General features: G+C 64.1%; 25 protein-coding genes. 6 read left to right on the plus strand and 19 right to left on the minus strand.

The window, feature by feature from the left end:
• Positions 1-7 precede the first annotated feature (7 nt).
• From G6N43_RS30900 to G6N43_RS23865, 3 genes are read left to right on the plus strand one after another with little or no spacing between them, the layout of a single operon-like run.
• The gene (locus G6N43_RS30900; protein WP_263991850.1) at positions 8-136 is read left to right on the plus strand and encodes a hypothetical protein; all 129 of its coding nucleotides are present in this window, start codon (positions 8-10) and stop codon (positions 134-136) included.
• Positions 137-143: 7 nt separating this feature from the next.
• Positions 144-1,004, plus strand: a complete 861-nt coding sequence (locus tag G6N43_RS23860; RefSeq protein WP_083149494.1) for an SDR family oxidoreductase — start codon at positions 144-146, stop codon at positions 1,002-1,004.
• Positions 1,005-1,043: 39 nt separating this feature from the next.
• The gene (locus tag G6N43_RS23865; protein ID WP_083149353.1) at positions 1,044-1,433 is read left to right on the plus strand and encodes a hypothetical protein; all 390 of its coding nucleotides are present in this window, start codon (positions 1,044-1,046) and stop codon (positions 1,431-1,433) included.
• A gap of 5 nt (positions 1,434-1,438) precedes the next feature.
• On the opposite strand, the gene G6N43_RS23870 is transcribed toward G6N43_RS23865, so the two are convergent.
• The 11 genes from G6N43_RS23870 to G6N43_RS23920 all read right to left on the minus strand — a co-directional run bounded on the left by G6N43_RS23870 (position 1,439) and on the right by G6N43_RS23920 (position 13,173).
• Positions 1,439-2,209 carry a hypothetical protein gene (locus tag G6N43_RS23870; protein WP_083149352.1) on the minus strand — a complete coding sequence of 257 codons (771 nt, stop codon included), beginning with the start codon at positions 2,207-2,209 and terminating at the stop codon, positions 1,439-1,441.
• A gap of 8 nt (positions 2,210-2,217) precedes the next feature.
• Positions 2,218-2,946 carry a hypothetical protein gene (locus G6N43_RS23875; protein ID WP_234809993.1) on the minus strand — a complete coding sequence of 243 codons (729 nt, stop codon included), beginning with the start codon at positions 2,944-2,946 and terminating at the stop codon, positions 2,218-2,220.
• A 32-nt stretch (positions 2,947-2,978) separates the two neighbouring features.
• Positions 2,979-3,944, minus strand: coding sequence for an MlaD family protein (locus G6N43_RS23880; RefSeq protein ID WP_083149350.1), 966 nt, complete (start codon positions 3,942-3,944; stop codon positions 2,979-2,981).
• Entirely contained in the window at positions 3,941-4,975 is a 1,035-nt protein-coding gene (locus tag G6N43_RS23885; RefSeq protein ID WP_234809992.1) for an MlaD family protein, read from the minus strand. Before G6N43_RS23885 ends, G6N43_RS23880 begins: the two co-directional genes overlap by 4 nt.
• 11 nt (positions 4,976-4,986) lie before the next feature.
• Positions 4,987-6,150, minus strand: a complete 1,164-nt coding sequence (locus tag G6N43_RS23890) for an MlaD family protein (protein ID WP_083149348.1) — start codon at positions 6,148-6,150, stop codon at positions 4,987-4,989.
• 1 nt (position 6,151) lies between these two features.
• Positions 6,152-7,198 carry an MlaD family protein gene (locus tag G6N43_RS23895; RefSeq protein WP_083149493.1) on the minus strand — a complete coding sequence of 349 codons (1,047 nt, stop codon included), beginning with the start codon at positions 7,196-7,198 and terminating at the stop codon, positions 6,152-6,154.
• Positions 7,195-8,205: an MlaD family protein gene (locus G6N43_RS23900; protein WP_083149347.1), complete on the minus strand. Its 1,011-nt coding sequence runs from the start codon at positions 8,203-8,205 to the stop codon at positions 7,195-7,197. Before G6N43_RS23900 ends, G6N43_RS23895 begins: the two co-directional genes overlap by 4 nt.
• The gene (locus G6N43_RS23905) at positions 8,202-9,392 is read right to left on the minus strand and encodes an MlaD family protein (protein ID WP_163658176.1); all 1,191 of its coding nucleotides are present in this window, start codon (positions 9,390-9,392) and stop codon (positions 8,202-8,204) included. Before G6N43_RS23905 ends, G6N43_RS23900 begins: the two co-directional genes overlap by 4 nt.
• Before the next feature lie 6 nt (positions 9,393-9,398).
• Positions 9,399-10,259 carry an MlaE family ABC transporter permease gene (locus tag G6N43_RS23910; RefSeq protein WP_083149345.1) on the minus strand — a complete coding sequence of 287 codons (861 nt, stop codon included), beginning with the start codon at positions 10,257-10,259 and terminating at the stop codon, positions 9,399-9,401.
• A 1-nt stretch (position 10,260) separates the two neighbouring features.
• A complete protein-coding gene (locus G6N43_RS23915; protein ID WP_407664826.1) occupies positions 10,261-11,253 on the minus strand; it encodes an MlaE family ABC transporter permease in 993 nt (330 codons plus the stop codon).
• Between the two features lie 210 nt (positions 11,254-11,463).
• Positions 11,464-13,173 (minus strand): GAF domain-containing sensor histidine kinase, encoded by a 1,710-nt coding sequence (locus tag G6N43_RS23920; RefSeq protein ID WP_179967913.1) that lies wholly within the window; start codon positions 13,171-13,173, stop codon positions 11,464-11,466.
• A gap of 297 nt (positions 13,174-13,470) precedes the next feature.
• Between G6N43_RS23920 and G6N43_RS23925 the strand changes: the two genes are divergently transcribed.
• Both G6N43_RS23925 and G6N43_RS23930 read left to right on the plus strand, forming a co-directional pair.
• Entirely contained in the window at positions 13,471-14,595 is a 1,125-nt protein-coding gene (locus tag G6N43_RS23925) for a 3-oxoacyl-ACP synthase III family protein (protein ID WP_083149344.1), read from the plus strand.
• Complete coding sequence (locus tag G6N43_RS23930; RefSeq protein ID WP_083149343.1) at positions 14,579-15,451, plus strand: 3-oxoacyl-[acyl-carrier-protein] synthase III C-terminal domain-containing protein; 873 nt, start codon at positions 14,579-14,581, stop codon at positions 15,449-15,451. The genes G6N43_RS23925 and G6N43_RS23930 overlap by 17 nt, the downstream gene beginning before the upstream one ends.
• A 21-nt stretch (positions 15,452-15,472) precedes the next feature.
• Here the strand turns inward: G6N43_RS23930 and G6N43_RS23935 are convergent, their stop codons facing one another.
• Both G6N43_RS23935 and G6N43_RS23940 read right to left on the minus strand, forming a co-directional pair.
• Positions 15,473-17,518 (minus strand): erythromycin esterase family protein, encoded by a 2,046-nt coding sequence (locus G6N43_RS23935; protein ID WP_083149342.1) that lies wholly within the window; start codon positions 17,516-17,518, stop codon positions 15,473-15,475.
• Between the two features lie 18 nt (positions 17,519-17,536).
• Positions 17,537-17,821 (minus strand): DUF1876 domain-containing protein, encoded by a 285-nt coding sequence (locus tag G6N43_RS23940; RefSeq protein ID WP_083149490.1) that lies wholly within the window; start codon positions 17,819-17,821, stop codon positions 17,537-17,539.
• Between the two features lie 209 nt (positions 17,822-18,030).
• Between G6N43_RS23940 and G6N43_RS23945 the strand changes: the two genes are divergently transcribed.
• The gene (locus tag G6N43_RS23945) at positions 18,031-18,711 is read left to right on the plus strand and encodes an SRPBCC family protein (RefSeq protein WP_083149341.1); all 681 of its coding nucleotides are present in this window, start codon (positions 18,031-18,033) and stop codon (positions 18,709-18,711) included.
• A gap of 46 nt (positions 18,712-18,757) precedes the next feature.
• Here G6N43_RS23945 and G6N43_RS23950 read toward each other — a convergent pair whose 3' ends face one another.
• The 6 genes from G6N43_RS23950 to G6N43_RS23975 all read right to left on the minus strand — a co-directional run bounded on the left by G6N43_RS23950 (position 18,758) and on the right by G6N43_RS23975 (position 24,379).
• Positions 18,758-19,192 carry a pyridoxamine 5'-phosphate oxidase family protein gene (locus G6N43_RS23950; RefSeq protein ID WP_083149489.1) on the minus strand — a complete coding sequence of 145 codons (435 nt, stop codon included), beginning with the start codon at positions 19,190-19,192 and terminating at the stop codon, positions 18,758-18,760.
• 72 nt (positions 19,193-19,264) lie between these two features.
• Positions 19,265-19,747, minus strand: a complete 483-nt coding sequence (locus tag G6N43_RS23955; RefSeq protein ID WP_083149340.1) for a hydrogenase maturation protease — start codon at positions 19,745-19,747, stop codon at positions 19,265-19,267.
• Positions 19,744-21,225 (minus strand): Ni/Fe hydrogenase subunit alpha, encoded by a 1,482-nt coding sequence (locus tag G6N43_RS23960; protein WP_083149339.1) that lies wholly within the window; start codon positions 21,223-21,225, stop codon positions 19,744-19,746. Before G6N43_RS23960 ends, G6N43_RS23955 begins: the two co-directional genes overlap by 4 nt.
• A gap of 15 nt (positions 21,226-21,240) precedes the next feature.
• Complete coding sequence (locus tag G6N43_RS23965) at positions 21,241-21,858, minus strand: NADH-quinone oxidoreductase subunit B family protein (RefSeq protein WP_083149338.1); 618 nt, start codon at positions 21,856-21,858, stop codon at positions 21,241-21,243.
• Positions 21,855-22,571, minus strand: a complete 717-nt coding sequence (locus G6N43_RS23970; RefSeq protein ID WP_083149337.1) for a 2Fe-2S iron-sulfur cluster-binding protein — start codon at positions 22,569-22,571, stop codon at positions 21,855-21,857. The genes G6N43_RS23965 and G6N43_RS23970 overlap by 4 nt, the downstream gene beginning before the upstream one ends.
• Entirely contained in the window at positions 22,568-24,379 is a 1,812-nt protein-coding gene (locus tag G6N43_RS23975) for an NAD(P)H-dependent oxidoreductase subunit E (RefSeq protein ID WP_083149336.1), read from the minus strand. The genes G6N43_RS23970 and G6N43_RS23975 overlap by 4 nt, the downstream gene beginning before the upstream one ends.
• Positions 24,380-24,429 lie beyond the last annotated feature (50 nt).

A 24,429-nucleotide genomic window follows, 5' to 3' on the forward strand; every position in this document is an offset into this window, starting at 1 on the left:
GGTGCACGTGGAGTCGGACCCGAGCTACCAAGACATGATGGTTGCCGACCGGGTGTTCGGCCCGGTGTGGTCCCGGCCGGGATTGAGCAGACGAGACCCCCAGTCGCCGCTCGATGCCGGCTGCACGGTGCGTTGAGGTGGCGATGACATCGGTACGGGGCGCCACAGCCGTCATCACCGGCGGCGGAAGCGGAATAGGCCGGGCTACGGCGGTTTCACTCGCGAACCGCGGGGCCCGTGTCGTCGTCGCGGACATCCACGCGGACAACGCGAATGCGGTCGCGGACCAGATCAGGGCGGAAGGTCACGAGGCCGAGGCTTTTGTCTGTGACGTCGGTACGGACCGGGCTTTCGGGGCTCTCAAGGCCTTCACGATGGAGCGTTTCGGGGGCGTCGACATCGTGATGAACAACGTCGGCGTTCTCACCAGCGGACGGCCCGATCACCTCCCCATTGCCGAATGGGAACGGATCATCAACATCAACCTGATGTCGGTGGTACGAAGTAACGCCACGTTCCTGCCGATCCTCATCGCGCAGGGCCACGGCCATATCGTCAACACCGCGTCCTTCGCGGGCCTTTACACGTACTCATATGACCGGATTCCCTACGCCGCCACCAAGGCTGCGATCGTTCAGATCTCGGAAGGACTCCGGCTCTACCTGCACCCGCAAGGTATCGGTGTCACCGTGCTATGTCCGGGACCGGTGGCGACCAACATCCTCGCCACGATGCCTGAAAGGTTCGGACCGGAAGTTCAAACCGGCCTTCCCGGACCGCAATTCGGAATCCTCCTGCCCGATACGGTGGGCGAGATGGTGGCCAACGCCATCCTCGACGACACCTTCATGCTGTATACCGACGATCAGGTCCGTGACCTCCTCATCGAGCGCGCGACGGACTGGGACGCCTTCATCGCCAAACAAACCGACACATTGAGCGGGGGCGGCGGAGGGCAGCTGACCAGCCCCCGGCAGGATCCGGCGACATCAAGCGACTCATAACGGCGACAAACCGCGCGGCGCGGTGTCAAGGTAGGACCGATGTCTCGACGAATTCTCGCAGTGCCGCTCTCGGTGGCCGCGGTGGCCATGTGGCTCGCGGCTGCGCCCGCAGCGGCCGGCAGCGAGTGCGGCATCATCCTGCCCGTGGCTGACCGCCTGGAGGCGGCGCTCAATACGGTCGCTCCAGCCGGGACACCGTCGTATGTGGCAGGCCAGGTTCGAAAGGCGGTATCGCCGCTGTACGGCTTGAGAACTCCGTCGGCCATCGATCTCCGGATCCGGTCGGACATGCTGGCGGCCCAGATCGACGACAGTGATCCCTATCGACCGGCAAGCCCAGACCTGCTCGTCCGCGATCTCGCCGCGACGAGAGAACTGCTCGCCGGGGCGCGCGGATCCTGTGCACCTCAGGGCATGCCCTTCAGTTGACTCAGTTAGCTCCCGGGTCCCCATATTCGAACCGACAGCCGTTCGGCGCCAGGCCAAATGGCGTTCGCAGCCGGTGACGCACAGAAAGCCGCCTCGGCCTGGCGGATGGTCAAGCCGACCGCATGAAGTCCGTCTTCCTGGTGGGCCCGACAGATGACGGTCAGTACCTTGCGGGTGTGCGGGTCGACTTCCTGGGCTTCGATCGTCAACACCACGACGAGCGTGTACCCGGCCCCGGTCGGCAGATAGAAGGTGAGATCGCGGCTGACCAGACCGCCACCGTTGACCACCAGATAACCGTCCCCGCTGGGATAGGCGGCCTGCCCCACCATCTGCGTGCGTTCGTAATGCCAACGGTCGCCCGGTGCGCGCCAGGTTGCGAACCGGGTGTTTGGACTGCCGTTGAACATGTTTCGGGCGATCGGGATGATCAGTTCTTCGCGACCGTCGGCGTCGACATCCTCCAGCCCGACGCCGCCCGGACTCGACGGCTCCAGCAGCTCGTCGATGGTCTGCACGACCTCCCCCGCCGGGTCGGTCACGGTGACCTTTACCGCCCGTGGCTCCGGCAACTCGGGGACAGAGAAGTACGTGACGGTGAAATCAAGAGCACCGGAGTGCAACGAGCAGTCGACATGTGGCGACGTCCCCTCCGGACTGATGATCGGCATCGACTGCGGGCATGGCGGCAGTGCGGGGGCGGCGACGGCGGCTGGGCACACCGTACCGACGGTCGCCAATGCGACGACGCCGGCCAGTGCTGACAACCGCTTCACGTATGTGCCTACCGCTGCGGCGTCGGTTTGGTGGGAGTCGGCGGCGCCGGCGGCGGCAGCGCCGGAAGCTGTTCATCCACAGGTGGTTTGCTGCCTGTCTCGGGCCCGATGTCGGCAACCTGCCAGCCATCGCCCACCTTGTTCACCGTGACGCGCAACAGGATGATCGACACCTTGGGCGTCGGGTTCTGCAGATTACGGGTCGTCTGGTGGGCCGACACCACCACGCGATACGAACCGTCGGGCTGCAGGACGGGATCGGTGGCCAACACCTCGCCGCTGGAGGTGACCTGCGCCTCCAGCATGACGGCCGTGAGCAGCTCGCTGGCGTTGACGTACTTGTCCTTGAGTTGTTGTGACACACCGTCTTCGACGGCGCGGAAGAAGGCGTCCGGATCTTCATACGTGTAGTTCAGCGATTTCAGCGCATAGTCCTTGGCGAGCTGTGCCGCTGCCTCGCGATCGGCCACGCTCTGCCGTAGCTGCTCGAGCTGGCTGGTCGCCTGCTGATATTTGATGAACCCGAACACGCCCCCGCCGACAAGCACCGCAACCAGCGCCGCTGCGACCCATACCCAGGGTCTCGTGGGACCGGATCGTGACGTGTCGACGGAGTCTGCGCCATCGGTGGCCGCGGTATCCGTGTCTTCGGTTTCGGCACGGTCTGTCGCCGCCTTGGGCGGGGACTCGTCTGAGGCGTCGGCATCGCCGGCATTGCTGTCGGTCGAGTCGGTCATGTCGGCTTCTTTCATTGCAGTCTCTTTAGGGCTCATTGGTGCCATTCGGGCACATTGAGCTGAACCCGCACACTGCCAGTATCGTTGAACGTCGATTCCCAGAAGTCGAGCCAGTGCCCGGCGTCGATTTTGATGTCGTGCAGCGGTTTGAGCGCAGGCTGCAGCACAGTGGCAAAAGAGCCAAGCGGGCCGGCCAGCATGTCGAGGTATTCGCGGAGTTTCTGAACCAGGACCGTGACCGCATCGTCCGGGCCGATCACGCCCATGCCCGCATGTGAAATGCTCTCGATCTCGCGGATGAGCTCCAGGAACGCCGGTATCGAGCGCGGTAGCTGATGGCCGGTCTCGCTGATCACCTGGCCGGCGTTGAGGTCGCCCAGGTTGGTGGTGAGGACGGAGACATTGTTGAACAGGGTGGCCATCAGGGCCTTGTCATCGTGGATCACGTCGGCGGTCAACCCGGCGGTGGTCGCCAGGGAGTCGATGGTGTCGTCGTTGTCGGCCATCGCCGCAGCCACTTCGTTGATGATGGCGTGGATCTGGTCGAGGTCCAGCGCCGTGAACAAGACATTGATCTTGGCGAGCAGGTCACTGGCCGTCACGACCGGTGCGACGCGATCAGCGGGGATCACTGCCCCGTCGGTGTAATACGGCGGCGCTATGAGCTTCGGCTTGAAGTCGATGTACTGTTCGCCTGCGGCCGAGAGATTTTCGATGGTGATCGGGCTGTCGGCCGGAACCCGGTGCTCGTCGTCGAGTTCGATCGAGACCGCGAGGCCGGTGCTGGTGGTCTGGATATCCGACACTCGGCCGATCTTGATGCCGCGCATCGTCACCTCTGAGGTCGGCATTAGGCCGCCGGAAGTGTTGAGCAGCAGGGTGAGCCGGGTGACCTGCTTGGCCGGACTCACGTCGAGCACACCGAACGACATGTAGACGGCACCGAGCAGCGTCATCACCGCGAGGATGACGAGCGTGGCGCGGGCGTTGAATTTCATGGCGGCAGCAGTCCCATCGTCTGCATCGCCTCGACCGCTGCGTCGGTCTTGTCCGCCGGATCCACGCCCTCGTTCCCGGTCGGGGGATGAAGCCCGGTGATCGTGAACTTCGGTCCGCCCTTGCGGAAGAACACGAGAAGTTTGTAACGCAGGAACGCGACGAACTTGTCGGCCAGCACCGGGATGGTGGTGTCGACGGTGGCCATCGTTCCGACCATGGGTGTGAGGTAGGACAGCATCTGCATCAGATCGCCGGCGATCGGGTTGATCAGCTCGGCGTTGAGAGTGCCGATGTCCCGAGAGTTGTTGACCACGTTCAGGACTGCCAACGTGATATCCGACAGGCCTTCGAGCTTCGCCGGACCTTCGGTGACGAGCCGGTTGAACACCGTGGTATTCGCCGCCATCGCGGTGCTGATGTTCTCCATGCTCGAGAGCATGCCGTTGATTGTGTCCTGGTTGGCCGCAAGGTCATTGAGCACACCGGCGACGGTGCGCTGCATCCGGGTCAGCTCGGCGGGGTCGTCCGGGAACGCCTTGTTGACCTCGACCACGGTGTTTTGCAGCGTGCCGACCGCGCCGCCGCCCACCAGGTTCGACATCGACCGCAGGAGGTCTTCGACGTTGTCGGCCGGGGCGGTGTTGCGCAGCGGGATGGTATCGCCGTCGCGCAGGACCCCGGCCGACCGTTCCTCCGGTGGAAGCAGGGCGATGTAGATGTCGCCGAGCGGTGTGGCCTGACGAAGCTCGGCGCGGGTGTTGTCGGAAAGCGTGGTTTTACCGGCTATTTCGACGTACGCGACCGCGGTGTTGCCGTCGAGCTCGACACGGTCGAGCACACCGACCTGCACCCCACCGGAGTCCACCTTCGCGCGGGCCGGCAGGTTCAGCACGCTGGAGAATTCGATCTTGATCTTGTACGCGTCGTGTGCGGTGAACGCGCCCGGAACCGGCAGCCGGGTCGGATCCAGCGAGCATGCCGCCGCCGCAATGACCATCACCACCCCCAGCAGCACGCGAACAGCACGCATCGATCGTCCCGTCATCCGAGCGCGGCCCCCAGGACGAGATCGGTGAGGCCGAGGGTAACCGGATCCGAACCGTTACCCGACGCGCAGGCCGACGCGGCACCGGGAATATTGCGCTGCGTCAGCGCCTGGCATATCGCACCGGCTTGGGTCGGGGCTATCGCCACCTGCGGGGGAATGTAGGTGACGTTGTGAGTGCCCCACGCCGGCTCATAGATGTCGGCCATCCAGTTGCTGAACTGCGGCCACGAGTTGATCATGGCGAGGATCGCGGGCTTGTGGTTGTTCAGCAGGTCCCGCAGCCACGCGACCTGCGAGCCCGCAGTGTTGTACATCCGCGGGCCGAACCGCTGCATGGCGTCGACCAGGATCGGCAGCGAGTGCGACAGATAGCTCAGGGACCCTGAGAAGTTCTCCGACAGGCCCTCGATCAACTGGGTTGTCTCGGGAAGCGTTCGGATGACCGACGCGAAACTGTCCCAGTTGTTGAGGAAGTCCGATGTGAGGATCTCGCTGTTCTCGAACAGCTGCCGGTAGTCGGCGTCGGCCTTGTACGGGTCGCCGAGCATGGTGACCAGATTGCGCATCGTCTGGTTCAGGCCTGGCCCGGTGCCTTGCAGCGAACGGCTGGCCGCGCTCAGGCTGTCGTTGATGGCTCGCACACCCGGCGCGTTGGACGGGTCCTGACCCGGTTGGGCTCCAATAATGGCGTCCGCGAGGTTGCCTACCGCGGAGAAGGTTTCGCTGATGCTGAGCGGGGTCTTGGTCGACTCCAGCTTGATGCAGCCCGGACCGGTGAATTTGGGACCGCCGGTGTAGGCCTTGGTCAGCTCGATATGACGATCGGTGACAATCGACTGCGAGTAGGTCACCGCACCGACATCGACGGGCAGGTCGAGATCGGCGGGCACGGTGAACTGGACCTCGACGTGGTCGGGCTTGTTGACGACCGCGCTCGTGGAACCGACTTCGATGCCCAGGAGCGCCACCTTGTTTCCCGGGTAAAGCCCTACCGCATCGGTGAATTCGGCACACATCGTCCGGGTGCTGTTGATTTTGGGCGTCACGACCTTGGCACCCATGACCGCCGCGGCCACGACGGCGACCACGACGGCCGTCACCGTCGCGATACCCAACGGGGAACGCAACCGCGCGCGGACAGCGCAGAGGCCGGCCATGTCAGCAGTGCCTCATGATGTTGGGCAGGCACAGGTCCTGGCCGGGAGCCAGCCGCACGTCGCTCTTGTCGAAGATGACCCCGTTGCCACTGAGCATCGGCACCACGATGTTGAGCGTCTGCCCCAGGCCGTCCAGTGCCATGCCCCATCGTTCCGGATGCGCGGTAAGCGTGTCGGTGATGTCTTCGAGACCTTCGGTGATGGGTGCGACCTCCCGACCGTAGAACGTCGCGACGCGGTCGAGAACTCGGGCCAATTCCTTGAGCAGACTGAAGAACTCGACGATATCCACCGCCCTCGAGGTGTACATCCGGCTGAGGGCAGCGAACTGCTCGACGAGCGTCATGAGTTGTGCCCGGTTGGTGACCATGGCTCGTATGCCGTTGTTGACGAAGTCGAGGCTGCGGTGGAAGTCGGCCGTGGATGCACTCATCGACGTGGTCAGGGCATTGGCCGACGAGATGAGGTCGCGCACCGCGTCGGGATACTTGTTGGCCGCGTTGGCAACCTCGGTGAAGGTGTCGTGGATGACGTCGCCGTCCACCTCTTTGATGACCGGCGTGGCCGCCTGGATGATGTCGTTCACCTCGAACGGTAATGTGACACGGCTTGACGGAATGACCTTGTGCCCCAGCGGCATAGCGCCCTTCGGGTCGAGCGAGATGTAGTGGCCACCCAGCGGGGTCAGCAGCTTGACGTCCAGGGTCGAATCCGAGCCGACCATCACCGATTTCTCGACATCGAACTTCATCTCGACGACCGCGCCGTCGAGGCGAACACTGGTGACCTTGCCCACCGGGATGCCGGCGATACGCACCTGATCGTCGACGCGTACACCGGCCGAGTTGGCCATGTGGGCGGTATAGGTCGTGTGACCTGTCGGGTTGAGGTAGGCCATCGCGGTGACCGCCAACGACACGACGATGACAAGGACGCCGATGACGCCGTGCCTGCGATTGCGGGATGCCGCTTCGCCTTCATCCAGCACACCCCGACGCCTGCCCAGCCGTGCGCGCCAGTCGGTGAGTCGGTTGTGCCACGCCGTCATCGGCACACCACCAAGTTCTGTTGGGCGAACGACACCTGGCCGATCCCCGGTAGTTCGACCTCTCCGTTCGAGCAGAAGAACGTCGGCTGGGCCGGCTGCGCATCCACCAGCCAGTTGCGCATCCCCTGGATCAACGACGGCGCCAGGGACAGGCCCGCGATGATCGTCGGCGTCTGCGGCCACATTCGGCTGACGAGGTCGTAGAGCGGAACCGTCGTCCCGTCGAAGGTGCGCTCGGTGTATTGCAGAAGATGGGTCATGGTTCGGAGCCCGGGCAGCTGAGTGTCCAGCGAGGCATTGAACTCCTCGCCCACCGAAGCGAACCTCGCCAGCGAGTCATTGAGCTCGGTGATGAGGTTGAACAGTTGCTGCGACTTGCCGCCCAGGTCTTGGGAGATCGCGCTGAGATTGCGAATCATGACGGTAATGACAGCCTGCCGGTCCACGGCCAACTTCGATATGACGTCGAGGTGATGAAGGAACGGGCCGATGCCGGATTCGTCGCCTTGAATCAGCCGCAGCAGGTTCTCCCCCAGGAGATTGAACTGGGCGGGGTCAAGGGTTTGGAATATCGGTTGGAAACCGTTGAACAGCTTGGCGACGTCGAAGGAGGGAATGGTCTGTCCCAGCGGGATCGTGCCGCTGTTGACCAACTGGCTGTCCGGCTCGGCCGGTTGAACGAGCTCCACATAGCGTTGACCGATCAGCGTCTGATAGCGCACGGCGGCAACGGTGTTGGTGAACAGCGGGTGGTCGGTTTGCGCGGTGAAATCCACCTTGGCGATCCGGCCGTCGAGGCGGATGGCCTCCACTTTGCCGACCTGTACGCCGGAGATGCGCACGTCGTCACCGACGTAAAGCCCTGACACATCGGAGAACTCCGCGGTGTAGCGAGACACCTTCCCGCTGACGGGGCTGCGTAGGGCGGTCAACACGATGAGCGTGCAGACCGCCGCGATCGCGGTGAAGATCGTCAACCACGTCACGGATTTGGCGACACTTCTCATCGGCCACCGCCTTGGGGCACCGTGTCAGGGAGGGGCAGCGGCATGGGCGGGGCGGTGGGAGAAAGCATGGGCGGGGCGGTGGGAGAAAGCATGGGCGGGGCGGTGGGAGAAAGCATGGGCGGGGCGGTGGGAGGCACCGGAGAATCCGCGGGCGTCGGTAACGGCAGGGCCGCCGCCAACCCCGGCATCGTCTCCAGCGTGAGTTCGAGTTGCATGCGGACCTTGCCGTCGATGATCGGAAAAGCCGCGCTGGTGCGGTCCAGCAGACCGGACAGCCGGTCGTACGCCGGCGCGAAGCTGCCCTGGAAGTACGAAAGCGGCAGCGACACGCTCATCATCGCGTCGATGATCGGGACCAGCCACGACATGTTCTTCGCGAGAATCTCGGTGGTGTCGAGGAGCAGCTTGGTGGTCTGATCCAAGATCGTGTTCATCCGCTGAACGCCGTCGGGGTGTGCCAGGAACTCCATCCCGTTGAGCAGGTCGTACGCCAACCCGATGAGTGGGACGGAGTCGCTGACACCGTTAATCACCGAAGCAAACACCGAAAGCGACTGCGAGAAGGGCACTCTCTGGGAGTCGGCGAGCATCTTGATCAGGTCGAAATAGGACCGGGTCACCGGCTGTGTGAGGTCGGAGTGCCTGCGCACCACCTCGATGATGTGGTCGACGTCGGGCGAGTCGATGATGTCGCCGAATTTCTGGCCTTCACGCAGCAGTCCGGTGATCGAGGTTGACCGCGCGTTGGTGTCGACCATCAGCGTCTGGTTCGGACGTAACCGCGGTCCGGTTCCGCTGCTCACCAGTTCGACGGCTGCGAGGCCGAAAGTGTTGGAGGACATGAAGTTCGCCGTTGTGTCGGCGGTCAGGACCGCCGCCTGGCGTGGCTCGAGCTCCAGCGTGATCTTCTGCTTGTTGTATCCGACCGTCTGCAGGCTCTCCACCGATCCGATCGTCAGACCGCGGAACTTCACCTCCGCTCCCGGCGTCAGTCCCTCACCGAGGGTGTCGGCCAGTACGGTCAGCTTGAACGTGTTGGCGAAGCCGCCGGTGCCCATCTGGTAGAGCACAGTGCCCGCAACACCCAGAATCACCGCGGCGATCAGGCCGCGGATCCGCAGTGAGCGCGAACTGAGCGCGCGCACACCCTGATTGGCAGACAGCGGATTACTCGATAACAGAGGCATGAGCGGCTATCCCGATATCCGAATGCCGGCGCTGTTACCCCAGAACAACAGCGTCAGAACCATATCCACGGCGACGACGGTGACGATGCTGGCGCGGATCGCTCGGCCGGAGGCCCGGCCGACACCTTCGGGGCCGCCGGTGGCGTAGTAGCCGTGATACGCGTGGATGACGATGATCAGTGTTACGAAGATGGCCGCCTTGAGCACCGAGAACACCACGTCGGACGGCTGGATGAACGAGCTGAAGTAGTGGTTGTACGTGCCCGAGGATTGCCCGTGCAGCACGTTGACCACCAGCGAGCACGACACATAGCTCAACACCAGGGTCACGATGTACAGCGGAATGATGGTCACCATGCCTGCGAGCACGCGGGTGGTGACGACGAACGGGATCGACCGGATACCAAGGGCTTCCAGCGCGTCGATTTCCTCGTTGATCCGCATGGCGCCGATCTCAGCGGTCATCCGGCAGCCGGCCTGCGCACCGAAACCGATGCCCGCGATCATCGGCGCCATCTCACGGGTGTTCGCATAGGCGGACACGAAACCGGTCAACGGGCCCATACCGACCATGTCGAGGGCCCCGTACCCTTCGATTCCCACCGCGCCGCCGACAGCCGCGCCCATCAGCACCAGGACGCCGATGGTGCCGCCACCGACGATGAGCGACCCGTTGCCCCACATCACGTCGACCAGTAGCACCCCGGTCTGGTGACGGTAGTTCCGCAGGGTGTGCGGTATCGCGGCGATCACCTGGATCAAGAACGAAAGCTGGTGACCGAGGCGCTGCAGAACCGAGTCACCTTGACCGACGACCCATGCGGGGGCACGCAGGACGCGCGGTAGATGTCGTGATGGTGTCGCCACTTCAGCCCACCCTCAGCGGCATGGACATGGACACGCCCTGCGTGATGATCAGGTTGAGGATGAACACCGCGACCACGCCGATGACGACGGAAGCGTTCACCGCATCGGCGACGCCGCGTGCCCCGCCCTTGGCCTCCAGCCCACGCTGACAGGCCACAAGTATCACGACCATGCCGAAAAGCCAGGTCTTGAGCATGGCGATCACGACGTCGCCGACGCTGGCGAAGGACGCGAACGAGGCGATGTAACTGCCAGGAGTGCCGGACTGGAAGCCCACATTGATCGCGTAGCCGGCCGCCAGGCCCATGAAGATGATGAATGCGCACAGCACCGGCGCCACGAGCACCATCGCCGCCAGCCGCGGGGCGACCAGCCGCTGCACCGGGTCCACGCCCATGACACGCAGCGCGTCGACCTCTTCACGAATGGTGCGTGCGCCGAGATCTGTTGCCACCGCCGAACCGGCGGCCCCGCCCAGCAGTAGCGCCGCCACCATGGGTGCGCCCTGCCGGATGACCCCGAGCCCCCCGGCGGCACCCGAGATCGACGAGGCACCGACCTGCTGGATGAAACTGCCGACCTGCACGGCCACGATGACCCCAAACGGGATCGACACCAGCAACGCTGGAATCGCGGTCACGCTGATGATGAACCAGGCCTGATTGATGGTGTCCCGCCACGGGTGGCGCAACCGAATCAGATCCACGATCAGGTAGCGGAATGACTGCGCGGCCAAGTCGAAGAAACGGCCCAACGTCTGCAACGAGGAATCGGACTTGGCAAGCGCGTACCGCAGTGGCCTGCTCAGGGCGGCGGGAAGCTGACGGCCCTTCGCCGTCTCCTGCGGTTCCTGATGCGGACTGAAGGTCACCGCGACGAGATCGGGGACGTCTGCGCCGTTGCTGGTGGCGAACGCATCGATATCGGGAAGTCCACCGACTTCCACGCCATTCGCTGCGTCCGCCGCTGTCGCGCGATCCACCCTCACGGTCAAATGTTGGTTCCCCCAGCACTCGGAGACGACGATTCCCCAGTACGCAAGCCTGGGCTGTTGTGCGTCCCACCAGCGGTGCCATAGTGCGGGCGTTCGATCGCGGTACTAACTGCCCGCTCCGAACAGCCATTGGGTGTTACGCACGCGACAATTAAACCCAGTCAGGAGGCTTTGCGGGCGTGGTTTGCATGGTTGGGCGGGCGGCGCCGGTCAGGGCAGGGGCGCACTCCACGTCAACTTGGTGCCACCGGTCGGTACCGCTTCGACGGTGAACGACCCACCGACCTCTTCGGCGCGCTTGTGCAGGTTCCTCAGCCCGCTGCCGGTGATCTCACCCTCGATGCCGCATCCGTTGTCGGTGACCTCGATGGTCAAGTCGTCCCCGACCCCGACGCTGACCGCGATCGAGGCGGCTTGCGCGTGCCTGACGGCGTTGCTCACCGCTTCTCGGACAACAGCTTCGGCGTGGTCGGCGAGGGTCGCGTCGACCACCGAAAGCGGCCCCGCGTATTGCACGGTGGTGCGAATTCCTGCGGTGGCGAATTGTGCGACGGCTTCGTCGAGCCGTTGGCGCAGCCGGGTCACCCCGGCTGACGACCCGTGCAGGTCGAAGATCGCCGTCCGGATGTCCTGAATCACCTGTTGGAGGTCGTCGACGGATTCCACCAGCCGCTGCTGCACCTCCGGCGCCCGTGCCCGCGGGATCGTGCCCTGCAGGGCGAGGCCCACCGCAAACAGCCGCTGGATGACGTGATCGTGCAGGTCACGGGCGATGCGATCGCGGTCGCTGAGGATGCTCAGCTCACGCATCTGGCGCTGCGCGCTGGCCAGCTGCCAGGCCAGGGCCGCCTGGTCGGCGAAGGCGGTCATCATGTCGAACTGCTCGGAACTGAACCGCGGCGCCCCGACCGGGCGTAGGGCGACCAGCACGCCGGCGACCTCGTCGCTGGCACGCAGCGGCAGCACCAGCGCCGGACCGGTCTCCGCCGCGTCCAACTCGATGTGGTCGAACCGACCGGGGGTGCGCTGGACGAATGCGTCTCCGATCGGTGTGCCCTCGACGGGGATGCAGCGCACCGACGCCCCCGGTCCGTCACCGGAGGTCGCGGTGACGACGAGCTCGGTGGTCTCGGCGACGGGTAGATCCGCATCGGCCGGGACGGCCACCAGGGTCAGCTCGGCACCGCTCAGATGCCGGGACTGGTCGGCGACCATGCGGAACACCGTGGCGGGATCGGTCCCCGCGAGGAGCTCGGTCCCGATATCGCGGGTCGCCTCGATCCACGACTGCCTGGTCCTGGACTGTTCGTAGAGCCGGGCGTTGTCGATCGCGATGCCAGCGGCGGCCGCCAGGGCCTGGACCAGTACCTCGTCGTCCTCGCTGAACGGCAGCCCGCCCACCTTCTCCGTCAGATACAGGTTGCCGAACACCTCGTCGCGAGTGCGCACCGGTACGCCGAGGAACGTTCGCATGGGCGGATGGTTCGGGGGGAACCCGACGGAGGACAGGTGATGCGAAATATTGTCCAGGCGAATCGGTTTGGGGTCGTCGATCAGCACCCCGAGTACGCCACGGCCCTCCGGGAGGTGGCCGATCAGCTCACGCGTCTGCTCGTCGATGCCCTCGTAGATGAACTCCACCAGTTCGTGGTCGTGGCCGCGCACGCCGAGGGCGCCGTACTGGGCGTCGACCAGCTCGATGGCTGTGTGCACGATCGTCTTCAGGGTCTGATCCAATTCGAGACCCGCGGTGACCACCAGCATGGCCTCGACGAGACCGTCCAGGCGGTCCCGACCCTCGACGATCTGCTCGACGCGGTCCTGCACCTCCGTGAGCAGCTCCCGCAGCCGCAACCCCGACAGGGTTTCACGCACCCGCGGCGCACGTGGCTCAGCGCTCGCCCCCGGCCCATCGCTCACCGCCTCATCGTGCCACCGGGCTCGCCAAATGTCGGCGATTCCGGGGGGCAACTGACGCGGCTGACGTTTTTCCCTGCTCACGTTGAAGTCAGGTGCTCCGGGCGGTTTCGCCTCGGTGGCATCGGTATTGCGTCATGACGCCATCGACACGGCCATCACTGCCGCCGGCCACGGTTAGAGGTCTGCGCATACGACAAAACTAGAAATGCACAGGGGCACGGCGAAGGGCCGAAGGTCCCAACCATCGATGCCAATTGCGCCCTACATCGTCGGCGCGAAGAGGCCCATCATCGGGTGATGGCACGCAAGCAATGGCTGGTCATGGAGCCCTTGGCGGCGACGGCGTCTGAGGCCGGGTCGCGCGACGCGCCCTTCCGCACCCGGCTCGCCGGCGCGGGACGGCATCTGCCGACGACCCGCCTTGCAACGGACAAGCTGATGTCGACAACCCGACACCGCACCCACATCGACCTCGAACGCCTGACGGGGATCCGAGAGCGGCGCGTGTCGGTGGGCGACGAGGACTCGTACAGTCTGGCGACCGCGGCGGCGGTGAAGTGTCTCGACAACGCACAAACAGACGCCGCGTCGGTCGACGCGGTGATCAACTGCAGCATCACCAAGCTTCGCAGCGACTTCACCCAGTGGCTGGAACCGACGATGAGCGGCGCGGTGGCCCGCGCGATCGGCGCCGAGAACGCGCTGACATTCGACCTGTCCAACGCGTGCGCCGGAATGTTGACCGGAGTCACGTTGGCCAACAACTGGATTCGCCAAGGCTTCATCGAACGCGCACTCGTGGTCAGCGGTGAATACATCTCGCAGTTGGGTCAGAACGCGGCGCGTCATATCCGCACCATCATGAGCAAGGAGCTCGCCTCGCTGACCCTCGGCGACGCCGGGGCGGCCCTGCTTCTCGAGCGGGCCGAGCCCGGCAGCGCGGGCATCGACTTCGCGGGATTCACGACCGTCGCCCAGTACAGCAGACTGTGTCTCGCCTATCCGACGGACGACGAACCCGCCGCGCGCATGTTCACCGACGCGCGGGGCATCCACAAGGCAGCGATGGCGAACACCCCGGTGCTGCTGCACGAAGTGCTTGACACGGTGGGCATCTCGATCCACGACATCGACCACGTGATCACACATCAAACCTCTGCCCGGGCGATCCGCAAAGGCATGGCGAAGATCTCCGCGGAATTCGGTGACGCCCCGCAGCATGATGCCGTGATCACCGTCGACCGGTACGGCAACACCGCGTCGACCACTCACACCGTCGCCCTCGTCGAGGAGCTGGAGGCCGGAAACATCAAGCCTGGAGAAACAATTGCGTTGATCGCTCTGGCGTCAGGGCTGGAGATCGGCATCATCCTGCTGACGCTGGATGAAGAAATGGTGGGTCGTCATGGGCATGCTGATTGATCGCGTCGCCATCGTGGAGCGCGGATGGCGCAACCGCCACAGCGCCCTGCGGCTCGCCGTGAAGTCGGCCGAGGACTGCCTCCGCGGAGCCGGACGCACGGCCGACGAAGTCGACCTGTTGGTCAACGCGGGCATTTACCGCGATCGCAACCTGGCCGAGCCCGCCCTCGCCGCCCTGATCCAACAGGACATCGGCGCCAATCCTGAGGAACCGCACCAAAACGCGCACGGCACATTCTCGTTCGATGTCGCGAACGGAGCGTGCGGTGTGCTGACTGCGCTGCAGATCGTCGACGGATTTCTGAACTCGCGCGCTATCGACTGCGCCCTGGTGGTGGCCAGCGATGCCGATCCCGGACGCCGCCAGAGCGAGGACTTTCCGTTCACGCCTGCCGGAGCATCGCTGCTGTGTTCGCGGGCGACCCACGGGCGCGGGCTCGGACGAACGTACTGGAAGAATCTGCCCGAGCACAGCGACGCGTTCCGCGCCACCGTCGGACTGCAGAACGGGCGACGAAACATGCTGCGCTTTCAGGAGACATCATCACTGGACGCACACTATGCAAAGGCCGCGGCACTGGCTGCCGGCCAATGTCTCGACGAATCGGGTCTCACGATCGACGACGTCGACGCCATCGCCGCCGCGCCGGCGCGACCCCGCTTCCGAGCCGTACTGGCGAAGCAGTTGGGTGTGGAGACCGAAGCCATCACCGTCGGCGACGATGCGGGCATGCACACCGTCGCATTGGTCTCCGCATTCGACCGCGCCGCCAAGGTGATCGGCGAGACAGGCGTGATGCTTGTCGCTGCCGCGGGTGCCGGAGTCACAGCCGGCGCCGCGCTGTACCGGTTCTGAAATCAGCTCACTGTCCGAGGACTACAACCCCGTCGGGTACGTCTCCGGCGTCTCGCCGGCCTCCCACACGCTCGTCGTCTCGAGTGGCTCGAGCGCCCGCGTTCGGTCGATGTGGATGATCGCGTCGAACTGTTCGCCGGGGCGAACATGGTAGTAATGGCTCTGCCTTTCGGTCTCGGGCAGATAGATGACGCCGATGGCCCGTCCCAACCGAACGGTGTCCAACGGATCGGCCGCGGCACGGCTGATAGCCGGTGACACCAGGAACTCCGGGCGCCCGGACTCGTGGAACAGTTCCTCGACGCTGCCGTTCAAGGCGGGCCTGACGACCTTGCGTTCGGCGATTCCGCCCCATTCACTGGCAGCCGTGACGGTGCCCCAATACGTGGTGAAGCCGATCAGGCGGCAGTCCTGACCGTACCGCTCACGTACGAGCTGACCGAGGGTGAGCTGCCCGTCGCCACCCACTTCGGTGGCCCTGGCGTCCCCGACGTGAGAGTTGTGGGCCCACACCACGATTCGAGCTGAATGCTGATCGCCGTGACGGCTCAGATGTGCCATCAGCGCTTGCAGGGTCTGGGCCATGTGGCGATCCCGCAGATTCCAGGACGTGACTCTGCCGCTGAACATCGCCCGGTAGTACACCTCTGCGTCCCGCACGGTCTGCGCGTTCTGCTGGGCATAGAACGCCTCGTCCTCGGCCAGCAGACCGTCACGTCGCGCATATTCCGCTGCGGTGCGCTGCATCTCGACCAGTTGCTCGAGCGCTTCGCGCTCACACGACAACCCGGCACCGAACGCTGCGGCAAACCCGTACGCCTGACCGTCGTCGGCCGACACGTGGTCGAAGCACGCGTACCTGGCCCTCGCCCGCGCCGCCGCCCGCGGATCAACCTTGTCGAGGTAGGAGATCACTTCTTGTATCGACCGGTGCAGGCTGTAGAGGTCGAGCCCATAGAAACCCGCCTGACGTCCCCCGACGGTTCGGGCGCGCTGGTTGTGGTCGTACAGCCAGTCGACGAACTCGCGCACCGCGGTGTTGCGCCACATCCACGCGGGGAACCTCTCGAAGCCCCTTAATGCCTCCTCCGCGGATTGGTCATCGCTGCGACCGTGGACGTAACGGTTGACCCGATAGGCATCGGGCCAGTCGGCCTCGGCGGCGACACCGACGAAGCCCTTCTCCTCGATGAGCCATCTGGTGATTTCGGCACGCGCCCGATAGAACTCGTGGGTCCCATGCGAGCTCTCGCCGATCAGGACGATGTGGGCGTCCCCGATGATCTCCTCGAGCACCTCAGGAGACGGCACACCGCCGGGTGCGTCGACGGCAACACGCTCGATCGCCTCCGCGGGGCTCTCCTTTATACGGATCGCAGCGGTGGCGAAACCCGTTGTCGGGGTGGCAAGTAGGCCACGCACCTCCTGATCGCTCACCTGATGGAAATCCCAGAACGACTCACCGACCGCCAGAAACGGCGTCGGCATCGAGGCACAGACGACATCGTCAACGATCGCCGCGAACTCGCGGCAGGTCGATTCGGGTGCAGCAGGCACCGCGATCACGATTTCCGCGGGCTCCATCTCGCGCAGGGCCTGCACTGCGGCGAGCATGCTCGCACCTGTCGCCAAACCGTCGTCGACCAGGATCACGGTCTTACCCGCCAGGTCCAACGGAGGCCGATCACCGCGGTAGGCGGTCTCCCGTCGGATGAGCTCTCGTCCTTCGCGTTCGGCGACATCGCGCAGCTGTTGCGGCGTCACCCGCAACGCACGGAGCACGTCGTCGTTGACGACCACCCGCCCGCCGCTGGCCAACGCGCCGACGGCGAACTCCTCATGCCCTGGGGCGCCCAGCTTGCGAACGACGAAAGCATCAAGGGGCGCACCCAAGGCCGCCGCCACCTCCCAGGCGACGGGTATGCCGCCGCGGGGCAGCCCCAGCACGATGACGTTTTCGCGCCCGCGATAGGCGCCGAGCAAGTCGGCCAGCACCCGACCCGCTTCGCGACGATCGCGGAAGACGCGCCTGGGTTGGCTCCTCAACGTCTCGGAGGTCCGGCCCATCTCTGCACTCCCCCTTCTTCAGGGCTGCAGGGTCGCCGGCTGTCCGGTCACGCGCTCGATGTCTTGAGCAGACACAGCCATCAACCGCTTCCCCAGGTCCGTCAGCGCGCGGCCGACGGCCAGCTCGTCACCGATCTCAGCGATATCGCGATCCTCCGGATTCAGCCGCGCCGTGCCGATACCCACCTCTTCTATTTCGCGCCAGCGCAGCCGCGCCTTGGCTCGGGTGAGCCCCATGTGCTCATCGATCGACACCTCGACTGTCCAGTTCTTCGCGACGTGATCTGATCGTTCCCCGGTCATCGCAGTCATCTCCTCTTAGTCCACTCCTGTATCCGACCACCGCACATCGGCGTCGGGTAGGGACCGAAGTCCCCGCTCAGTGGGCCGTTGGGCGATCAGTGTCCGCGACGGCCGCTGTCGGACCTGCGGCAACAGCTACGGCGAATGTCGGTCGGATCAGGGACTACCGGCCCTAGCCGCATCGTGGCTGCACACCGCACTGTTGGACCATGATCGCGAACGGACTGCGGCTCGCCGGTGCGCTGGCGTTCTTGTATGCGGCGCGGAGGTACTACCGCAACTGGGGCACCACCAAGGAAGAAAGCCAGATGTACCTCGACGGCGATGCGCTCATCTTCGGGCCCGTCGTGCGGAGTACCGAGGCGGTGTGGATAGACGCTCCGGCCAGCGCGGTATGGCCGTGGCTGGTGCAGATGGGTCACGACCGCGGCGGCCTGTACACATTCGAGAAAGTGGAGAACCTCGCCGGGCTGCATTACGTCAACGCCGACAGTATCCATCCCGAATGGCAGCATCTCGCGCCGGGCGACATCGTCAGGCTCGTTCCCCGCGGTTGGATGGGATTGCGCGACGGGTTCGCCCTCGAGGTGGTCGAGGTCAACGATCAAGAGTCCGAGAAATCTATCGTGTTGCGGGGTTCGGTGGGCCAAACCTGGAATGTGGTGTGGTCCTTCCACGTCATTCCTCACTGGGAGGATCGCTGCCGCCTTCTCATCCGGATTCGGACGCCGTTGCGTCTACCGAGTCAGGTGCCGGTGACCGAGCTCTTGGGACCGGCGACGGCGTTCGTGACCCGGGGCATATTGCTCGGCATCAAGCGGCGGGCGCAGCAGCAGGTGCAGGCCGAGGTGTCGGCCTCCCAGGCAAGCGACGATCTGCACGTCCTCTAGTTTTGCCGGGCTTCTCCGCACCAGGACGCGGAGGAGCCCGGCCCCCTCAGGCGATGGTGAATTCGCGATCCGGCTCGGATCCGAAGGTGAACCGTCGGCCGGTGACGCTCAGCGGGCGGATGCGCACATAGTGCTGTTTCACCGTGGCCGTCCACGGGAGCAGTTGGGCGCGTTCGGCTTCGGCGATCTCGTCGTCGGTATGCAGCGATCGCGCGAGGCCCTTGACGATCACGCTCCATCCTTCGTCGGCGTTGTGGTCATCGACCTCGAACAGCACGTTGTGGTTGATCGCGGTGCTGATCAGCTTGGTGCCCTCCGCCGTGCGGAACAACACCGTCCGGTTCTGGACGACGAAGTTGACCGGAAATATCTCCGGCTGACCGTCGACGGCCGTGACGAGCCGTCCCAGCGCGGCGCTGGACATCAACTTCCAGCACTCACTCTCCGGCAGGATGGCGATCGGTTGCGTCGGTGTGGTCATGGTCATGAGGCTACCCAACACGGTGGTCCCGCGAATGCGGCCAAAAGTCACATAACTTCAGGACTCAGGGGGTCAATTCCTCGAGCGTCGGAGGGCCGAGGCCGACAGACCAGAAAAATGAGCTGTCGCGTCGTTCAGGTTCCGCTTCGCCGCTGGCGTCAAACCCTGTTCGAGTCCGAACTCATACCCTCGGATCGCAAGCACATGCACAATCGGCAGGCGATCGAAACACTGCTGGCAGGTCGCCATGATCGCCGGAATCGAAATGGCGTGCGACGTGAAGCTGAAGTCCATTCGCGGTGCCGCGCGTTCCAGCGTGAAGGATTCCACCGCGGCATCCTTGGTAGCGTCAATGAACAACACGCGTTGCTTGGTGCTGATGAGTTCGGCGTCCTCGAGCAACAGCTGATAACCCCACTGCAACTCCGCGTTGGAGCACAGCCCTTGCGCCTCAAGCCAATCGACGAACGCCCAGCCCAATCCGTCATCCTGCCGACCTACGTTGCCGATGCCGTAGACCAGGCAGGAGTCGTTGTCGAAGTCGTCGAGTCTCATGAACCGGATGCCGATCGAGCACGTTCGTTGATCACGTTCCCGGCGGAATCAAAGACGGTGACAATCAGCGGCATCTGTCCGAAGGCGTGCGTCGCACAGCTCAGACATGGATCGTATGCGCGAATCCCAACCTCGATGGCGTTCATCATCGCTTCAGAGATCTCACCGCGCCCCTGCAGATACTTCTCGGCTACAGAATGCACCGTCCGGTTGATGACCTGATTGTTGTGCGTGGTCGCCACGATCAGGTTCGCAAACGTGATGTCGCCTTCTGGACCGGCACGGTAATGGTGAAGCAACGTACCGCGCGGAGCCTCGACGACACCTACGCCCTCACCGACCCACGCGTCGGCAGTGGGGGTTACGAGTAAATCCTCGTTCTGCAGATCGCGGTCGCGCAGTAGTCCCTCGATCAGTTCGGCGGCATGGAGCACTTCGATGGCCCGTGCCCAGTTGGTGTGCAATGTCATGTTGTTGGCGGATCCGTCGGTATACGCATGGAAACGCTCGAGGGCCTCCTGTGCGCGCGGCGTCGACAAAGACTTGGTGACATTCATCCGCCCGAGCGGGCCTACCCTTACCGAGCCGTCCTCCCTGCCAAGATCTTTCAGGAAGGGGAACTTCATATACGTCCAGTCCTCCACCGCTTCCGAAAAATGGTCCAGGTAGTCGTGATAGTCGATATCCCGGACGACGTTCTTGTCCTTGTCGACGATGCGTAGTGTCCCGTGGTAGTAGTCCACGTTTCCGTCGACGTCGACAAGGGACATGTTCAGGGCAGGGACGTTGGCGAAACCGTCGACCTCGCTTCGATGCTTGTCGTGGAATTCGTAGAAGACGCGAAGACCGTCCTGTGCGTAGTCGATGATTTCGTCGATCGACGGGAGGCCCTCCGCGCCATTCAGCAGTCGGTCGCATTCGGCCCTGCTCAAGCTCTTGTGGACGCCTCCCGGCACCGAGCTGATGCCATGCATTCTTCGGCCGAAGACCGATTTGATGACCTCCTGCCCCCACTTGCGCAGCATTATCACTCGCCGCATCAATGCTGGGTCGGCTTCGATGAGGCCGAACAGATTTCGCTGCTCGGGCGCGGCGTCCATCCCGAACATCATCTCGGGAACGACCAGATAGAAGTATGCCGTCGCATGCGACTGCAGCATCTGCGCGTAATGGCCGAGCCGGCGAATCTTCTCTGCAGTCCGCGTGATTCCGACTTCCGTCTTCACCCCGACGCCGATCATGTCGTCGAGTGCTTTCGCGCCACACAGATGGTGACTGACGAAGCAGATTCCGCAGATGCGCTGCATCAGCATCGGCGCCTCCCAGAATGGGTGGCCCTGAACGAATTTCTCGAACCCACGGAATTCGACAACATGCAGCCTCGCGTCGACGACATTGTTGTCGTCATCGAGGTGCACGGTGACCTTGCCGTGACCCTCGATTCGGGTTACGGGATCGATGATCAGTTTTCTGCTCACACCAAGCCTTCCAGATCAGTCGAAATGGTTGACCGAGCGCGGCAGCGCAACGGGACGACCGTTGATGAGGTCGTCGAGCACCGTGAAGATTGCGTCGGCGTCCGGCGGACAGCCGGGAATGAAGTGGTCCATCTTGACCACTTCGTGGCAGGGGTAAACCTTGGTGGTGAGTCGGGGAATATCGGGATGGGAGGGGATGACGGGTTCGGCCCCCGGTATCGCCGTGGGTGAATTGATGTACGCCTCGGAGAGACAGTCCTTCAGCTCGAACACATTGCGCATTGCAGGGACGCCGCCCCAGACGGCGCAGGCACCGACGGATATCAAGACGTCGCAGTTGTTGCGAAAATGCCGCAGCGTTTCGATGTTCTCCTCATTCGCGACACCACCCTCGATGAATCCGATCTCGCATCGCTGCGTGATTCGCTTGATATCGGTGAGCGAGGATCGGTGGATGGTGATCCTCGCCAAGAGTGGAACGATTCGCTCGTCCATGTCGAGGAACGACAGGGTGCATCCCCAGCAGCCACACAGACCGATCATCGCCACGTTGATCTTGCCCCGCCGTGCCGTCGACAACGCTGGATCAGGTGGCGTCGAAGGCATTTCGTGCGATGCGATTTCCTCGGTCACGGTGCATCCGATTCATCTGAGGGATTAAGCGCCCGTTCCCGGACGGTGCGGACTTCATACTTTCGTCGACCGATAGGGACGTCGAATCCGACCCCCTTTTTCAGGATGGCACCAACAGGGCAGATCTCCACGGCATAGCGAACCTGCTCGGAGGGCATCGCGTTCGCACGGTCGGTATCGACCTCGATCCGGGACTCACTGCCGCGGCCGCTGATGCTGAAGATCTTCTCCCCGGTGGTTTCGTCGCGGACGAATTCCACACAGCGCTGACAGAAGATGCAACGATCGCGCTCCAGCCAAATGTTGTCCGACGCGTGGTCCCGTTCGCGAACCGGGAAGTGGTACGGGAAACGGGAGACCAGCATGTCTACCTCGTAGGCGACGGCCTGTAGCGTGCAACGACCGCTCTTCTCGCAACTCGGGCAATTGTGGTTGCCTTCGGCGAAAAGCAATTCCACCAATGCCTTTCGGGTATCAGCCGTCTCCGGCTCGTCGACCTCGACGTGCATACCGTCCGAGACGCGAACCGTGCACGCCGCGACCACGACGCCGTTCACCTTGACCGAACACACCCGGCAGGTACCGAGGCACGGTTTTCCCTTGAGGTAGCACAGCGTTGGGATGTACACACCCGCCTTGGCGGCGACATCGACCAGGATTTCGCCCTCGTCGGTCGACACCAGGTGTCCATCGATCTCGATGCGGATGGTCATGCCGTCCCGTCCGTCTCCAGTTCGGCCACTGCCTCGTCGTACCCGGCCAGCGCACCGTCCAGATCGAACGACGGCAGGAGGGCCTGCTCTTGACTGCGCAACCTCTTTCGATAGAGCTCGGGAAACTTCTGCATGGTCGTCAGAATGGGATTGGCCGCGGTGACCCCCAGGCCGCACCGACTGGCGCTCTTGACCACCGCACCCCAACCGGCCAGGTCATCCAGATCCTCGTGGTCTGCCGTGCCAACGGTGATGAGCCTCAGCTTGTCGTGTAAGTCGACTGTGCCGGCTCGGCACGGAACGCAAATGCCGCAGGATTCTTCGGCGAAGAACTTCGTGTAGTCCCTGGCGATGTCCAAAAGGTCACGGGAGGCGTTGAAGACAGTGACAGCGCCATTGCACGGGATGTCTTCGTAGGCGATGCGGCGTCGGCCGTCCACGGCCACCGACAGACACTCCCCCGATGGGCCACTGATCTGCACGGCGCGGGCGTCGCGCGCGCCGACCATCATCAGCACCTCATTGAGGGTGATGCCCCATTGGACCTCGTATACGCCGGGACGGTCGCAGTCGCCGGCGACGCTCAGCAGGCGTGCGCCCGCCGAGTCCGGGGTGCCCATGCGGCGGAACCACTGCGCCCCTTCCTCGATGACGCGGGTTGCCGCAGCCAAAGTCTCGACGTTGTTGACGCTGGTCGGTTTGCCGAGGTAACCCTGTTGGACCGGGAAGGGTGGTTTCAGCCGGGGCGTACCCCGTTTGCCTTCGCAAGACTCGATCAACGCCGACTCTTCACCGCACACATAGGAGCCGGCACCCATCTGGATACGGATGTCGAAATCGAATCCCGTCCGGCCACCGATATCGGAGCCGAGCAGGCCGTCATCCCGGAGTCGCTGAAGCTGTCGTTCCAGATACCGTTTCAGGTAGACGTATTCGGCACGGAGGTAGACGATCCCGTGAGAACTGCCGGTCGCGTAGGCCGCGATGACCATCCCCATGAACACGTCGAGAGGTGATCGCGTCAGCAGCGCCCGGTCCTTGAAGGTGCCGGGTTCACCCTCGTCGGCGTTGCAGATGACGTACTTCTCGTCGCCCGGCGCGGCGCGGCACAGCTGCCACTTGAGCCCGGTTCGGAACCCCGCGCCGCCGTATCCCCGTAGCCCGGATTCGATGACTGCGCCGATCATCTCGTCAGGAGTACGGGAGAGGCAGTTCTTGAGCAACGTCTGGTAATCCGGCTCGCCGCGGAAGAACACGGGCCCCCGCGTGTGGACATTGGACTCCACCAGAGCGTCGACGTAGGCGATGTCGTCATCGGGTAGCCCCGCGGGGTTCGCGATCTCGGCGGCGACCTTCCCCGTCTTCAACTGCGCAACGATGCGTGCGACGGTATCCGGCGTCAGTCGTGTGAACACCACGCCGTCGACCATCATCGCGGGTTCCTGGTCGCTGAGACCGATGCATGGCGTTTCGAACAGGCCGAACATCCCCTTTGCGTCGGTTTCTCCGAATCTGACGCCGGTCTCGCGCTCGAGCGCGTCGTAGACCTCCTGATAGCCGTTCATCTTGGCGATCACCGTGTTGCTCAAGTAGATCTGGTGCCGCCCCGACGGCTCGCTACGGAAGAAGTGATAGAAGGACGCGGTCTCCACGATGTCGAGAAGGGACCGGTTCAACCCTGCCGCGAGCTGCGGCAGGACGTCGTTGGGCAGGTAGCCGTACAGATGCTGGACATCCCACAGAATGTCGATCAGCCGCGTTCCGTCGTGGCCGTAGCGCCGGAGCAGGGTATCGATGTCCGCGTTCATCTGTTACCTCGCAGTGTATCCCGCGATTCGCGCTGGTGGTCCAGCTCGGA

Origin of the sequence: Mycolicibacterium moriokaense (assembly GCF_010726085.1) — a bacterium.
GTDB lineage: Bacteria > Actinomycetota > Actinomycetes > Mycobacteriales > Mycobacteriaceae > Mycobacterium > Mycobacterium moriokaense.